This is a genomic window from Kluyvera georgiana ATCC 51603, from assembly GCF_001654985.1.
In the GTDB taxonomy this organism is placed as follows: Bacteria; Pseudomonadota; Gammaproteobacteria; order Enterobacterales; family Enterobacteriaceae; genus Kluyvera; species Kluyvera georgiana.
Map to the genome: position 1 here is coordinate 102,288 of NZ_LXEU01000081.1, position 14,301 is coordinate 116,588.

The 14,301-nt window shown below is 57.4% G+C and carries 14 protein-coding genes; 7 read left to right on the forward strand and 7 right to left on the reverse strand.

Annotation, left to right across the window (positions count from 1 at the left end; translation table 11 throughout):
* Window positions 1-16 precede the first annotated feature (16 nt).
* From M989_RS20580 to modC, 4 genes are all read left to right on the forward strand, one after another.
* Entirely contained in the window at window positions 17-166 is a 150-nt protein-coding gene (locus M989_RS20580; protein WP_064548379.1) for an AcrZ family multidrug efflux pump-associated protein, read from the forward strand.
* 177 nt (window positions 167-343) lie between these two features.
* A complete protein-coding gene (gene modA / locus M989_RS20585) occupies window positions 344-1,117 on the forward strand; it encodes a molybdate ABC transporter substrate-binding protein (RefSeq protein WP_064548381.1) in 774 nt (257 codons plus the stop codon).
* Window positions 1,117-1,806 (forward strand): molybdate ABC transporter permease subunit, encoded by a 690-nt coding sequence (gene modB, locus M989_RS20590; protein ID WP_064548384.1) that lies wholly within the window; start codon window positions 1,117-1,119, stop codon window positions 1,804-1,806. Before modA ends, modB begins: the two co-directional genes overlap by 1 nt.
* Window positions 1,807-1,809: 3 nt before the next feature.
* Window positions 1,810-2,868, forward strand: coding sequence for a molybdenum ABC transporter ATP-binding protein ModC (modC, locus tag M989_RS20595; protein WP_064548386.1), 1,059 nt, complete (start codon window positions 1,810-1,812; stop codon window positions 2,866-2,868).
* Here the strand turns inward: modC and M989_RS20600 are convergent, their stop codons facing one another.
* Window positions 2,869-3,687, reverse strand: a complete 819-nt coding sequence (locus M989_RS20600; RefSeq protein ID WP_064548387.1) for a pyridoxal phosphatase — start codon at window positions 3,685-3,687, stop codon at window positions 2,869-2,871. It abuts the gene before it with no gap.
* Window positions 3,688-3,804: 117 nt separating this feature from the next.
* On the opposite strand from M989_RS20600, the gene pgl reads away from it, so the two are divergent.
* Window positions 3,805-4,800, forward strand: coding sequence for a 6-phosphogluconolactonase (gene pgl / locus M989_RS20605; RefSeq protein ID WP_064548389.1), 996 nt, complete (start codon window positions 3,805-3,807; stop codon window positions 4,798-4,800).
* Window positions 4,801-4,933: 133 nt separating this feature from the next.
* Here the strand turns inward: pgl and M989_RS20610 are convergent, their stop codons facing one another.
* From M989_RS20610 to bioA, 6 genes are all read right to left on the reverse strand, one after another.
* The gene (locus tag M989_RS20610; protein WP_064548391.1) at window positions 4,934-6,217 is read right to left on the reverse strand and encodes a putative acyl-CoA thioester hydrolase; all 1,284 of its coding nucleotides are present in this window, start codon (window positions 6,215-6,217) and stop codon (window positions 4,934-4,936) included.
* Between the two features lie 197 nt (window positions 6,218-6,414).
* Window positions 6,415-6,972, reverse strand: coding sequence for an MltR family transcriptional regulator (locus M989_RS20615; RefSeq protein ID WP_223804163.1), 558 nt, complete (start codon window positions 6,970-6,972; stop codon window positions 6,415-6,417).
* Between the two features lie 166 nt (window positions 6,973-7,138).
* A complete protein-coding gene (locus M989_RS20620) occupies window positions 7,139-8,296 on the reverse strand; it encodes a mannitol-1-phosphate 5-dehydrogenase (RefSeq protein WP_064548395.1) in 1,158 nt (385 codons plus the stop codon).
* 52 nt (window positions 8,297-8,348) lie between these two features.
* Entirely contained in the window at window positions 8,349-10,325 is a 1,977-nt protein-coding gene (locus tag M989_RS20625; protein WP_064548397.1) for a PTS mannitol transporter subunit IICBA, read from the reverse strand.
* Between the two features lie 445 nt (window positions 10,326-10,770).
* Window positions 10,771-11,247, reverse strand: a complete 477-nt coding sequence (locus M989_RS20630; protein WP_064548399.1) for a kinase inhibitor — start codon at window positions 11,245-11,247, stop codon at window positions 10,771-10,773.
* Between the two features lie 70 nt (window positions 11,248-11,317).
* Entirely contained in the window at window positions 11,318-12,607 is a 1,290-nt protein-coding gene (bioA, locus tag M989_RS20635) for an adenosylmethionine--8-amino-7-oxononanoate transaminase (RefSeq protein ID WP_064548401.1), read from the reverse strand.
* A gap of 84 nt (window positions 12,608-12,691) precedes the next feature.
* On the opposite strand from bioA, the gene bioB reads away from it, so the two are divergent.
* The gene (bioB, locus tag M989_RS20640) at window positions 12,692-13,732 is read left to right on the forward strand and encodes a biotin synthase BioB (protein WP_064548403.1); all 1,041 of its coding nucleotides are present in this window, start codon (window positions 12,692-12,694) and stop codon (window positions 13,730-13,732) included.
* A partial coding sequence (locus M989_RS20645) for an aminotransferase class I/II-fold pyridoxal phosphate-dependent enzyme (protein WP_157093584.1) occupies window positions 13,729-14,301 on the forward strand: 573 nt, incomplete at its 3' end. The genes bioB and M989_RS20645, both read left to right, overlap by 4 nt.

Consider the following 14,301-nt stretch of genomic DNA (forward strand, 5'->3'; position numbering starts at 1 on the left):
TTGTATGGAGTAAACCATGTTAGAGTTGTTGAAAAGTCTGGTATTTGCCGTAATCATGGTACCCGTAGTGATGGCTATCATCCTGGGGTTGATTTACGGTCTGGGTGAAGTGTTCAACATCTTCTCCGGCGTTGGTCATAAAGACAGCAGCCAGCAAAACCACTGATTTCCTCAAAAACGCCCGGTCCCCCCGGGCGTTTTGCTATGAAGTTCCCGAAAACCCTGCCGATAACATCCCGTAAATACAGCAATAATTCGCGCATCTGTAATGCATTCATCGCGGAAAATCCTTATACTCCTCGTTATGTTTTTATTTATATAACGTTGAGTTCAGGAGTATGAAATGACAGGTTCATGGGTACGTCTTTTTGCCGGGGCAGCGTTAACGCTGTCGGTTACGGGTCACGCGTTGGCCCAGGATGCGAAAATCACCGTTTTCGCCGCCGCTTCGCTGACTAACGCGATGCAGGATATTGCCAAAGAGTATAAAAAAGAGAAGAACGTTGACGTGGTCTCCTCTTTTGCTTCTTCCTCTACGCTGGCTCGCCAGATTGAAGCCGGTGCGCCGGCCGACCTGTTTATTTCCGCCGACCAGAAATGGATGGACTACGCGGTAGATAAAAAAGCGATCGACGCCGCCACGCGTGAAACCCTGCTGGGCAACAGCCTGGTGGTCGTTGCGCCGAAAGCCAGCGAACAGGCCAACATCGCTGTGGATGCTAACACCCCGTGGACCAGCCTGCTGAAAGGCGGTCGCCTGGCGGTTGGCGACCCGGATCACGTCCCGGCGGGTATCTATGCGAAAGAAGCGCTGCAAAAGCTCGGCGCGTGGGAAACGCTGTCGCCAAAACTGGCACCGGCTGAAGATGTACGCGGTGCGCTGGCGCTGGTTGAACGTAGCGAAGCGCCGCTGGGAATCGTCTACGGTTCTGACGCAGTGGCCAGCAAAGGTGTTAAAGTAGTTGGTACGTTCCCGGAAGATTCCCATCAGAAAGTGGAATATCCGATTGCCATTATCGATGGCCATAAAAACGCAACCGTCTCGGCGTTCTATGACTACCTGAAAGGGCCGCAGGCGTCTGAAATCTTTAAACGTTACGGATTTACGACTCGCTAATGATATTGACCGATCCCGAATGGCAGGCGGTAGTGCTGAGCCTGAAAGTATCCTCCCTGGCCGTCCTGTTCAGTTTGCCGTTTGGGATCCTCTTTGCCTGGCTGCTGGTGCGCCGTCATTTTCCCGGCAAGGCACTGCTGGACGGCCTTATCCACCTGCCGCTGGTGCTGCCGCCGGTGGTGGTGGGCTATTTATTGCTGGTGGCAATGGGTCGCCGTGGTTTTATTGGCAGTTGGCTATACGACTGGTTCGGCCTGACTTTCGCTTTTAGCTGGCGCGGCGCGGTGATCGCCGCGGCGGTGATGTCGTTTCCGCTGATGGTCCGGGCGATTCGTTTGGCGCTGGAAGGCGTCGACGTCAAGCTCGAACAGGCGGCGCGTACCCTGGGCGCTGGGCGCTGGCGGGTGTTTTGCACCATTACGCTGCCGCTGATGCTGCCGGGCATTATCGTCGGCACCGTGCTGGCGTTTGCCCGCTCGCTCGGCGAGTTTGGCGCGACCATTACCTTTGTCTCTAACATTCCTGGCGAAACGCGCACCATTCCTTCTGCCATGTATACCCTGATTCAGACCCCCGGCGGCGAAAGCGCGGCGGCACGTCTGTGCCTGATTTCTATCGTTCTGGCGCTGATTTCCCTGATGATTTCTGAATGGCTGGCTCGTCTCAGCCGTCGGCGGATAGGAGGGTAATCCATGCTTGAGCTGAATTTTAGCCAGACGTTGGGTACGCACTGCCTGGCGATAAATGAATCACTGCCCGCCTCAGGGATTACCGCTGTTTTTGGCGTATCTGGCGCGGGTAAAACCTCGCTAATCAATGCCATCAGCGGCCTGACTACGCCGCAGCAGGGGCGGATTGTGCTTAACGGACGCGTGTTGAACGATGTTGAGCAGGGGATCTGCCTGGCGCCGGAGAAGCGTCGTATTGGCTATGTGTTTCAGGATGCACGCCTGTTCCCGCACTACAAAGTGCGCGGTAATTTGCGTTACGGTATGGCGAAAAGCATGGCGGAGCAGTTTGATAAACTGGTTGCCCTGCTGGGCATTGAGCCGTTGCTCGATCGCCTGCCGGGCAGCCTTTCCGGCGGTGAAAAACAGCGTGTGGCGATCGGCCGCGCATTACTGACCGCCCCTGAACTGCTGTTACTCGATGAGCCGCTGGCTTCGCTCGATATCCCGCGCAAGCGTGAACTGCTGCCGTATCTGCAGCGTCTGGCGCGGGAGATCAATATACCGATGCTCTACGTTAGCCACTCGCTGGATGAGATTCTGCATCTGGCCGATAAAGTGCTGGTGCTGGAAGGTGGGCAGATCAAGGCATTCGGTAATCTGGAAGACGTATGGGGCAGCAGCGTGATGCACCCGTGGTTGCCGCAGGATCAGCAGAGCAGCATTCTGCGCGTGACTGTGCTGGAACACCATCCGCACTATGCGATGACCGCGCTGGCCCTGGGCGACCAGCATATTTGGGTGAACAAGCTCGACAGGCCGCTACAGAGTGTGGTGCGCGTGCGCATTCAGGCTACCGACGTGTCGCTGGTGCTACAGCCGTCGCCCCACACCAGCATCCGCAACGTGCTGCACGCCAAAGTCCTGCAGTGCTACGACGATAATGGCCAGGTCGAAGTACAGCTGGACGTCAGCGGTCGTACGCTGTGGGCGCGTATTAGCCCTTGGGCGCGGGATGACCTGGCGGTGAAGCCAGGCCAGTGGCTGTACGCCCAGATAAAGAGCGTTTCAATTACCGCTTGATTACAGCAGGTGACGGTTGATGTAGTCGGCGATGGCATCGGTGGTGTTATCGCCGATGACCACGTTGGCGCGCGCTTTCACCGCATCAACCGCATTGCCCATCGCCACGCCGGTACCGGCGGCTTCCAGCATGCTGATATCGTTAAAGTTGTCGCCAAACGCCACCACGTCCTGCATCGACCAGCCCTGTGCGGTGATGAACTGCGTCAGACGTTTGCCTTTGCTGTTGCCCTGACGCGCGATATCGACCTGATCGTGCCACGACCATTCGCACTCCAGCTGCAGCGTCTGCTCGACGTGTTTCGCGAAGTTTTGCAGCTTTTCGCCGTCTTCATCGGTGAGGGCAAATTTCCAGACGTTATTCACCTCACGTGCGGCCTGCGCCAGCGAGTCGACCTGAGTAAAGGACGGGCGCTGTGCTTCCGGCAGGCTCTGTGCCCAGTTGGCGGTGCGAATCACGTGGCCGGTTGGGTACTGGTACATCATGGTATCGTCGACGTACATCAGGCCGTGAATCCGATGCTCATCCAGCAGGGAAATCAGCTGTTGGGCTTTTTCGACCGGCATCGGATCGGCATCCAGTACTTTTTTCGCTTGATAATCATACAAGTAGGTGCCATTACAACAAATTGCAGGTGTATCCAGCGCCAGTGCCTGATAAAAAGGATGGATGGCAACGTGATGACGACCGGTGACGATCATTAATTGGTAACCTGCCGCTCTGGCGCGATTCAGCGCTTCCAGGGAAGCGGGCAGGAGGGTTTTCTTTGGCGTCAGGAGCGTTCCGTCCAGATCCAGGGCAATCACACGTGCAGTCATAGTGTTGTCTCGAGTTTAAGAGAAAATTCGCTGTGCAGGATGGTACACCGAGATACCTGTACGGCAAAATGGTGTGATAAATAGCCGCAAATTATGTGTTTTCAGAAAGGAGTATTCATGAAACAGACCGTTTATACCGCCAGCCCGGAAAGCCAGCAGATCCACGTCTGGACGCTGAACCACGATGGCAGCCTGAAGCTGGTTCAGGTGGTGGATGTTCCGGGTCAGGTGCAGCCCATGGTCATCAGCCCTGATAAACGTTATCTGTATGTTGGCGTGCGTCCGGAGTTTCGCGTGCTGGCCTACCGTATTGCGCCGGATGACGGTGCGCTGACCTATGAAGCCGAAGCGCCGCTGCCGGGCAGCCCGACCCATATTTCGACCGACCGTAAAGGCAACTTTATCTTCAGCGCTTCGTACAATCAGGCCAACGTCGCGGTCATTCGTCTGGAAGACGGCCTGCCGCGCGACACCGTGACGGTGGTGGATGGTCTGGAAGGTTGCCACTCGGCGAATATCTCCCCGGATAACCGCACCCTGTGGGTGCCGGCGCTGAAACAGGATCGCATCTGCCTGTTTACCCTGAGCGACGACGGTTTCCTTTCGGCGCAGAGCCCGGCTGAAGTGACCACTGTAGAAGGCGCCGGCCCGCGTCATATGGTGTTCCACCCGAACGAACAGTACGGCTACTGTGTGAACGAACTGAACAGCTCCGTTGACGTATGGGAGCTGAAGGATCCGCACGGTAAGATTGAATGCGTGCAGACGCTGGATATGATGCCTGCTGATTTCACCGACACGCGTTGGGCGGCCGATATCCATATTACGCCGGACGGGCGTCATCTGTATGCCTGTGACCGTACCTCCAGCCTGATCACCGTATTCAGCGTATCGGAAGACGGTAGCGTGCTGTCGCTGGAAGGCTTCCAGCCGACGGAAACCCAGCCGCGTGGGTTCAACATTGACCACAGCGGAAAATATCTGATTGCCGCAGGGCAGAAATCGCACCACATCGCGGTGTATGAAATTGCTGGCGAGCAGGGGCTGCTGCAGGAAAAAGGGCGCTATGCCGTGGGCCAGGGCCCAATGTGGGTGGTGGTTTACGCGCATTAATGTTAGGCCGGATAAGGCGTTTACGCTGCCATCCGGTAACCTGCGCGCTTAGGCCTGATGATGCTGAATGTATCAGGCCTGTGCGATAAAAAAAGCCCATGAAATCATGGGCTTTTTCACATCGGCTTCGCCGTTACTGCTTCGGTTCTGCCACAATATGACTTCCCACGCCGCGGTTGTTGTACTCCCACATGCGGTTGAAGTTGCGGTCGTTAAGATCGCGTTTAATCTGACCTTTCTCGTCCTGAGCGCCGGTATTGCCGCTGAACGGACGTTTAGAAACGGCAGCATCGGCCCACGGTTTCGCGACGTTAAAGCCTTCGTTAATCACGCTATCGCGAATCACGACCTGACCGTTAGTGTTGCCATCAACGTCCAGCGAGCGGCCCAGCTGCGCCACGCCGTCACCGGCAGCGGTGAAGCGGCTGTTGGTCGCCAGGAAGCCGTAGAAGATGTTGGCCTGGGTCGCCGGGGCGAAGACGTAGCCTTCCTGCTGGGTGCGGGAATTCACCACGCGGAAGTCGGTGTTGTCGAACACCACCGCGCCGCGGCCGGAAACGATATCGACATCGCCTTCGAGGTAGCTGTTGCTGACCAGCGTACGGGTCTGGCGGTTATTTTGCAGACGGTTGTCAACGCCGCTATTGGTCACGAAGAAGGTGTTCTGACGGCCCAGAATATTGACGTTGTTCAACTGGGTTTTATCGCCATCGGTGCGCAGGGCGACCGCCTGGTGAGTACCGGCATCCACGCTGTCACCCAGATTGTTTTCAATCGTCAGGTTTTGCAGCTGTAAGCCATTGTTCTGTGACCACACGACCGCGGAGCACATCACGCCGATGGTGGCGCTGCGCTTGCTTTGGCAGCCATCAAACATGTACCACGCCGGTTTACCCGGCATATATTTGCCGCCTGGGTTAACCAGTTTACGCCAGCTGGTTGGGTCGATTTCGGAATCGATGGCCAGGCCAATTTTTACGTCGATCGCTTTCTCGCCGGTACCATAGAGCGTCAGGCTGCCCGGAGCCGCCGGGATATAGACGGTGCCCTTGTACTCACCCGGCAGTACGGCGATGTACAGACGTGAGCTGCTGTGACGCGCAATAGCGGCGTCAACGGCATCCTGAATGCTGGTGTGCGTTACGCCCTGAGTACCGGCCGGACCCACCACGAAATCTGCTTTCGCCGGAACGGCGATAGAAGACGGAGACCAGGCGGCAGCGTTAGGATCTAATGACGAGAAGTAACGTGCAGCGGTAAAGTTCTGCGCTTCGTCCGCCGACAGTACCGGACGGGAAGAGGTACCAGGTGTGGTCTGGTCAGAAGGGCGCTGATCCGCTGGGGTTGAGCTGCAAGCAGTCAGTGTCACGCCAAAAGCCAATGCCAGCGCCAGACGAGAAACCGAAAAAGTGTTCATGTTGCTCCAGGCTAATTAAGTAAAAGGGAATCCTGTAAAAGCAGCCTTTTTATACTAAGTTGAGCGAAACGGGAAGATGTGCTGACAAAAAATCGCCTGTTTTTTTGACAACTTATGTCAGCGAAAAGGAAAGAGGGCGAAAGGGGAAGGAGAGAGCCATTGAAAGGCCTTATCCATCCGCCCTGGAGTGTTCGCGGCTAGAACGCTTTTTTGTGCGCCAGGCTGGTGACTAAATCGGTGATGCTGAGTACCAGCGTTGAACGTACCATTTGCTGATAGCGCTGTTCCTGCATGGTTCTCAGCGCGTCGTCGACCACGTCTTCCGGCAGGTGCAGCGTCGGCGGAGGCGGCAGCGTCGTCATGCAGTGCAGCATATTGATCGGCCCCAGAATTTCGTCATCGGTAAAGCTGTAGATTTTGTTCTCGTGCGCCAGTTCGTTATTCAGCGCCAGTAACAGTTCAACGTCTTCATATTCATCGCGGCTGATGACGCCCAGCGCATAAATCAGCTTTAGCCGCACCGGTAAATTCGCCAGCGGCCCGCTGCCTTCCAGCAGCGGTTCCACCGCGTACTTCACCGCGTAATCGTCTTTCCGGAAGGCCTGCAAAATCAGCTGGTCGACCGCTTCAGACAGTAAGCCTACGGCAGTTTGAATAAAACCGGTGAGCGTCTGGCGGGCGTTAAGCCGCTCCAGGATGCGGTTCTCCGCCGCCTGATTTTGGGTTAAGTGCGCGTCGTCCATCATGGCCATCATCTTCGTTGTGCTTTCCGCTAACCGTGGCTTCTCTGGTGCCGTGTCCTTCGGACGCTCATTTTCTGCTGCTGGTTGCGCATTCTTGCGCAGGAGATTCAATTTCATCTTACCCTTCTTCATCGGGCGCGGCGGCCGTTAACCTCCGCGCCCAGCTATGGGTGTTACATCATTCTTTACGTTGCATGGCGTTATACACATTCACTATCTGGGCGACAAGCTCTGGCCGATCCTGCAGGCCACAAACCTCAATGACCGTGCTTGTTACCCCATTTTCCGCCAGCAGGTTTGCCATTTCTTGCGCCTGCGGGTCCTGGTTGCTGCGATAATGCAGGGCGGCGGCAATACCGATAATCAGGTGGCGATTGGGGAGCCCGTACTCCAGCGTTCCTCGCAGCGGCTTGATTAAGCGATCGTTCTCGCTCAATTTACGCAGCGGCTGGCGGCCTACGCGTTCCACCTCATCATGCAGATAAGGATTCTCAAAGCGGGTCAGAATCTTATCAATATAGGCAGCATGCTGCTGGGGATCGAAGGCGTAACGTTGAATCAGTACTTCGCCACTCTCGCGCATGGCATTTTTTACTGCTTCACGTATCGCCGGGTCGAGAATGGCATCGCGAATGGTCCGATAGCCTGCCAATTGGCCAAGATAGGCGGTTATCGCATGGCCGGTATTGAGGGTAAACAGCTTACGTTCAATATAAGCCATCAGATTGCTGGTGGGTTCCATCCCGGCGATGTCCGGTAACGCACCTTTAAACTGGGTACGGTCAACAATCCACTCGCTAAAGGTCTCGACGGTGACATCCAACGGATCGTCGTTCGCCGCGGCCCCCGGCGGCACGATACGGTCGACCGCCGAATCGACAAAACCGACGTGTTCTTCCACCCAGCCGTGCAGCTCGGCGGGCATCGATTGCAGCACATGCTGCTTAAGCTGGCTGGAGCCACGCACCATATTTTCACAGGCGATGATATTCATCGGCTGGTGGTTGCCGCGCTCAAAGCGGGCGATTAATCCCTGGGCCAGCGTGCTGGCGATTTTGCTGAGCACCTGCGGGCCAACGGCGGTGGTGATGATATCGGCCTGGGCAATCTGCGCGACAGCATCCGGGCTGTTACTGTAGATGGCACTGACGCGATTGACCTGCTCAACGCGAGCATTTTCCCCCACCACGTTGACCTGATAATGTTGCTGATGCGCCAGCTGATCGACCAGCGGCTGGTTGACATCGGCAAAGGTCAGCTCCGCCTGGGCGTCCGCCAGTAGTTTACCAATAAAGCCGCGACCGATATTCCCTGCGCCAAAATGAATTGCTTTCATGACTGTTACCTCGAAAAAACGTTCCGTATCAGGGGCGGTACGCCCCGTCGCCTTATGCCGCCTGCTCGCCGGACAGGAGCTGTAAAATCTCCTGCACGCTGGTGGTCTGCGTCAGACGTTCGATCACGTCCTTATCATCCAGCGCGTTGGCTAAGCGGGCGATAACCTGCACGTGCTCGTTGTTGCGGGCGGCAATGCCGATCACCAGCCGAGCAACATCGTCCGGCTCATCGCCGAACCGTACGCCTTGCGGGTACTGGCAAATCACGATCCCGGTGCGCAGCACGCGGTCTTTGGCTTCTACGGTGCCGTGCGGAACGGCGATAGATTCTCCGAGGTAGGTGGTTGTCAGGGCTTCACGCGCCAGCATGGCCTCGACGTAATCTGGCTCGACGTAGCCGCCGGAGACCAGCATTTCACCGGCAAAGCGAATGGCCTGCTCTTTGGTGTCGGCGGTTAAGTTAAGGAAGATGTTATCGGCGCTGAGCTTAAACAGGTTTTCCTCGCGCTCGCCGGGCGCGAATGCATCGTCGTTGGCGGCGATAATCGTCTGGTTAATCAGGCGGCTGTCGTTCGCCGCAGGCGGCAGCTTAGCGGCCAGCAGACGGGTGGTTAAATCGGTGTACAGGCCGCTGTCGAGGAAATTGCTCAGCGACATGTGCATCGCCTGCGGTGCAAAACGCATGGCGCGTTCGGTAAGATCCTGATGGGTGATCACCAGATCGACATCGTCCGGCAAACTGTTGATGGCGCAGTTAGTCACTGAAATATGACTCAGACCGGCATCTTTTACCTTTTTACGCAGCACGCCCGCGCCGAGCGCACTGGAGCCCATCCCGGCATCGCAGGCGACGATGATTTTACGCACGTGGTGCAGATCTTTCGCCAAATCCAGCGCCGGAGCGGGCTGTGGCAGCTCGCCGGACGGTTTAGCGCCGGATTTTGACTGCTGCTTCAGGCTCTGCATGCGACGGGTGGCTTCCGCCAGACCGTTGCTCTCTTCATCACCCACGCGAACGCGTTTGAGCAGCATCGACGCAGTGAGGAAGGAAACCAGCGTGGAGGCCAGAATAGACAGCACGACGCCAATCAGCGACGCTTTCGGCGTCATCAGCAGGACGGCAAAAATAGAACCCGGAGAAGCCGGAGAGACCAGGCCCGCGTTGAACAGCGTCAGGGTAAAGACGCCGGTCATCCCGCCGAGGATCACCGCCAGAATCAGGCGTGGGTTCATCAGGACGTACGGGAAGTAAATTTCGTGAATCCCGCCGAAGAAGTGAATAATCGCCGCGCCGCCTGCGGACTGCTTCGCGCTGCCTTTGCCAAAGAACATGTACGCCAGCAGGATCCCCAGACCCGGACCCGGGTTAGCTTCAATCAGGAAGAAGATAGACTTACCGGTTTCCGTCGCCTGCTGAATACCCAACGGTGAGAAGATACCGTGGTTGATGGCGTTATTGAGGAACAGGATTTTGGCCGGCTCGACAAAAATAGAGGTCAGCGGCAACAGGTTGTTCTGCACCATGACGTTGACGCCGGTCGCCAGCGCTTTCGACAGCAGCTCCACCATTGGCCCAATCGCCAGGAAGGAGAGCATCGCCAGCAGCATGCCGATAATCCCGGCAGAGAAGTTGTTGACCAGCATCTCGAAGCCGCTTTTGATCTTCCCATCAACCCAGCGGTCAAAGCGTTTGATGGCCCAGCCGCCCAGCGGACCGGCGATCATCGCGCCCATAAACATCGGCATATCGGCGCCGACAATCACCCCCATGGTGGTGATCGCGCCGACCACGCCGCCGCGCTCGCCGCCAACGAGACGACCCCCGGTATAGCCGATTAACAGCGGCAGCAGATAGGTGATCATTGGGCCGACCAGCTTAGCCAGCGTCTCGTTCGGCAACCAGCCGGTAGGAATAAACAGTGCGGTAATTAAACCCCAGGCAATGAATGCGCCAATATTGGGCATCACCATATTGCTGAGGAAGCGGCCAAAATTCTGTACCTTGACCTTGATATCTGGTGATAACATAAAAACACCCCTCGTGGTGCGCGTCAGATGTTGCGCGCGTAATAGTTGTGCTGGTTTCGCCAAAAACCAGCCAGTCGTTCTGTATGCAAAATCGACTCTATCACGCCGTTTTCGTCTCGCGTACCCCGAGGGTTTTTTGTGATGCGTATCACTATCAAGAGCGGTGTTATAGGGTATTTATGGTGATATTGATCACATAAATAGGCTGTAAGTCTGCTACAACGTTAAATTCCCCGCCCTGTTTCGCTACTTTTTGTGATTGAAATCACCTTTTATGTTGGCGTGTTTGTTTTTAAATTGTGATCTCATTCACAAGCTATTTTTGCGCCAGACTCACCTGCCCCTTCTACTTTTCCCATCGGCCCTTTTTTCGTTAGAAAATTACATCTGCAATAAAAAAGCCCCGCACGGTTTCCCGGCAGGGCTGAATACGTTTGGCGGGCGGTTAGCTGAACAGTGCGGTAATGCTCGCGCTGCCGAGGCTGTGGAAATGGACGTTAAAGCCCACCATCGCGCCGCTGGCGCCTTTGTCAACGTCGATTTTGTCGATATCCAGCGCGTGGACGGTAAAGATATAGCGATGCGTTTCGCCTTTTGGCGGCGCTGCGCCGCCGTAGCCTGCTTTACCAAAATCGGTGCGGGTTTGCAGCGCGCCGACCGGTAGGCCAACGAGGCCGGAGCCTGCGCCAGTGGGCAGCTCGCGGGTGTCGGCCGGAAGGTTGGCGACAATCCAGTGCCACCAGCCGGAGCCGGTCGGTGCATCCGGATCGTAGCAGGTCACAACGAAGCTTTTGGTTCCGGCTGGCACATCGTCCCAGGCCAGATGCGGCGAAATATTTTCCCCGTTGTAGCCCATCCCATTGAATACCTGGCGCTGGGGAAGTTTCTCGCCGTCACGCAGGTCGTGGCTGACTAATTTCATCAACTGCCTCCTTTGTTAATCTACTGATTAACAAAGGAGTGTAGCGGTTAGTGCGGCAGATTACCGCTGCTTATTGGATAAAAAATGTTTCCTGTTCAACCGCGAGGCACACCGCGCGGGTGAGACGCGTCAGCTGCTGCGGGGTAATCAGGTACGGCGGCATCAGGTAGATCAGGCGGCCAAATGGTCGAATCCAGACGCCTTGCTCAACAAAGAATCGCTGAAGCTGCGCCATGTTGACCGGGTAACGCGTTTCGACCACGCCGATCGCGCCCAGCACGCGCACATCGGCGACCAGCGGCGCGTCGGCGGCGGGGGCCAGCTCGCGCTTAAGCTGCTGCTCAATGGCGGCCACCTGAATCTGCCACTCGCCGCTTTCCAGCAGCGCCAGGCTTTCCGTCGCCACCGCGCAGGCCAGCGGGTTGCCCATAAACGTCGGCCCGTGCATAAAGCAGCCCGCTTCGCCGTTGCTGATGGTTTCCGCCACCTCGCGCGTGGTGACGGCGGCCGACAGCGTCAACGTACCGCCGGTGAGCGCTTTACCCAGGCACAGAATATCGGCGCTGATCCCCGCGTGCTCGCAGGCGAACAGCTTGCCGGTACGGCCAAAACCAGTGGCAATTTCGTCGGCAATCAGCAGGATCCCCTCGCGGTCACACATCTTGCGGATGCGTTTGAGCCACTCCGGATGATACATCCGCATGCCGCCCGCGCCCTGAACTACCGGCTCGAGGATCACCGCGGCAATCTCGTGGCGATGAGCGGCCATCAGGCGGGCAAACGCCACCATATCGTACTCGTCGAACTCACCGTCAAAGCGGCTGTGCGGCGCGGGGGCAAACAGATTCTCCGGCAGATACCCCTTCCACAGGCTGTGCATGGAGTTATCCGGATCGCAGACCGACATCGCGCCGAAGGTATCGCCGTGGTAGCCGTTACGGAAGGTGAGGAAACGCTGACGCGACTCGCCTTTGGCCTGCCAGTACTGCAGCGCCATCTTCATCGCCACTTCAACCGCCACCGACCCGGAATCGGCGAGGAACACGCACTCCAGCGGCGCGGGCGTCATGGCCACCAGCTTCCGGCACAGTGCCACCGCGGCAGGGTGGGTTATCCCACCAAACATCACGTGCGACATCTGGTCAATCTGCGTTTTCATCGCCGCGTTCAGACGCGGGTGATTGTAACCATGAATCGCCGCCCACCAGGAGGACATGCCGTCGACCAGACGCTCGCCGCTGGCAAGCTGAAGCGCGCAGCCCTCGGCGGAAACCACCGGATAAACCGGTAACGGTGCGGTTATGGAGGTGTAGGGATGCCAGATATGGCGGCTATCGAAGGCGAGATCGTCCGTTGTCATAATCGACTTGTAAACCATTTTGAAAAGTTTTAGGTTTACGAGTATAAACCGAACCGAAAATTAACAAAACCCCCGGAGAAGCCAATGGCTCACCCTTTACGCTGGACAATGTCGCAGGTCACCGCCCTTTTCGAAAAACCGCTGCTGGAACTGCTGTTTGAAGCGCAGCAGGTCCACCGCCAACATTTTGACCCTCAGCAGGTACAGGTGAGTACGCTGCTGTCGATTAAAACCGGCGCCTGTCCGGAAGACTGTAAGTACTGCCCGCAGAGTTCACGCTATAAAACCGGGCTGGAGAGCGAGCGTCTGATGGAAGTAGAACAGGTGCTGGAGTCGGCGCGCAAAGCCAAGCTGGCGGGCTCCACGCGTTTCTGTATGGGCGCGGCGTGGAAAAACCCGCACGAGCGCGATATGCCGTATCTTGAGCAGATGGTGCAGGGCGTCAAAGAGATGGGGCTTGAAGCCTGCATGACGCTCGGGACGCTCTCCGACAGCCAGGCGGCGCGTCTGGCCTCGGCGGGGCTGGACTACTATAACCACAACCTCGATACCTCGCCGGAGTTCTACGGCAACATCATCACCACCCGCAGCTATCAGGAACGTCTCGATACCCTGGATAAAGTGCGCGAAGCCGGGATTAAAGTGTGTTCCGGCGGCATCGTCGGGCTAGGTGAAACGGTCACCGACCGCGCCGGTCTGCTGCTCCAGTTGGCCAACCTGCCGACGCCGCCGGAAAGCGTGCCGATCAACATGTTGGTGAAGGTGAAAGGTACACCGTTGGCCGATAACGAAGACGTTGATGCCTTTGATTTTATTCGCACGATTGCCGTGGCGCGCATCATGATGCCGACCTCGCACGTGCGTCTGTCCGCGGGGCGCGAGCAGATGAACGAGCAGACGCAGGCCATGTGCTTTATGGCGGGCGCTAACTCTATCTTCTACGGCTGCAAGCTGCTGACGACGCCAAACCCGGAAGAAGATAAAGACTTACAGCTGTTCCGCAAGCTGGGGCTGAACCCGCAGCAAACCACGGTCACCGCCGGAGACAACGAGCAGCAGCAGCGTCTCGAGCAGGCGCTGATGACGCCGGATACAGACGATTATTACAACGCGGCGGCGGTATGAGCTGGCAGCAGCGAATCGACCGTGCCGTCGCCGAACGCCGTGAAGCGCAGGCCTTTCGTCAGCGCCAGCCGCTGGCGCAGGGGGCAGGGCGCTGGCTGACGTGCGAAGGACGCCGTTACCGCAATTTTTCCAGCAACGATTATCTGGGCCTTAGCCAGCACCCGCAGGTGATTCGCGCCTGGCAGGACGGGGCACAACGTTACGGCGTTGGCAGCGGCGGCTCCGCGCATGTCACCGGTTACCACCAGGCGCATCTGCGCCTGGAAGCACAGCTGGCGGACTGGCTCGGCTATGAGCGCGCGCTGCTGTTTATCTCCGGTTTTGCCGCCAACCAGGCGGTGATTGCCGCCCTGGCCGGACGCGAGGATCGTATCGTCGCCGACCGCCTGAGCCACGCTTCGCTGCTGGAGGCCGCAACCCTGAGTCCCGCGCAGCTGCGGCGTTTTCAGCATAACGACGTCCAACATCTTGCCCGGCTGCTGGCTGCCCCCGTTGAGGGGCAACAGCTGGTGGTGACGGAAGGGGTGTTCAGTATGGACGGCGACAGCGCGCCGCTGGCCGAGGTTGCC

Excerpts from the sequence above, each read along its gene's own strand:
- M989_RS20580 (WP_064548379.1), top strand. The coding sequence starts at position 17 with ATGTTAGAGTTGTTGAAAAGTCTGGTATTTGCCGTAATCATGGTACCC.
- modA (WP_064548381.1), top strand. The coding sequence starts at position 344 with ATGACAGGTTCATGGGTACGTCTTTTTGCCGGGGCAGCGTTAACGCTG.
- modB (WP_064548384.1), top strand. The coding sequence starts at position 1,117 with ATGATATTGACCGATCCCGAATGGCAGGCGGTAGTGCTGAGCCTGAAA.
- modC (WP_064548386.1), top strand. The coding sequence starts at position 1,810 with ATGCTTGAGCTGAATTTTAGCCAGACGTTGGGTACGCACTGCCTGGCG.
- M989_RS20600 (WP_064548387.1), bottom strand. The coding sequence starts at position 3,687 with ATGACTGCACGTGTGATTGCCCTGGATCTGGACGGAACGCTCCTGACG.
- pgl (WP_064548389.1), top strand. The coding sequence starts at position 3,805 with ATGAAACAGACCGTTTATACCGCCAGCCCGGAAAGCCAGCAGATCCAC.
- M989_RS20610 (WP_064548391.1), bottom strand. The coding sequence starts at position 6,217 with ATGAACACTTTTTCGGTTTCTCGTCTGGCGCTGGCATTGGCTTTTGGC.
- M989_RS20615 (WP_223804163.1), bottom strand. The coding sequence starts at position 6,972 with ATGATGGCCATGATGGACGACGCGCACTTAACCCAAAATCAGGCGGCG.
- M989_RS20620 (WP_064548395.1), bottom strand. The coding sequence starts at position 8,296 with ATGAAAGCAATTCATTTTGGCGCAGGGAATATCGGTCGCGGCTTTATT.
- M989_RS20625 (WP_064548397.1), bottom strand. The coding sequence starts at position 10,325 with ATGTTATCACCAGATATCAAGGTCAAGGTACAGAATTTTGGCCGCTTC.
- M989_RS20630 (WP_064548399.1), bottom strand. The coding sequence starts at position 11,247 with ATGAAATTAGTCAGCCACGACCTGCGTGACGGCGAGAAACTTCCCCAG.
- bioA (WP_064548401.1), bottom strand. The coding sequence starts at position 12,607 with ATGACAACGGACGATCTCGCCTTCGATAGCCGCCATATCTGGCATCCC.
- bioB (WP_064548403.1), top strand. The coding sequence starts at position 12,692 with ATGGCTCACCCTTTACGCTGGACAATGTCGCAGGTCACCGCCCTTTTC.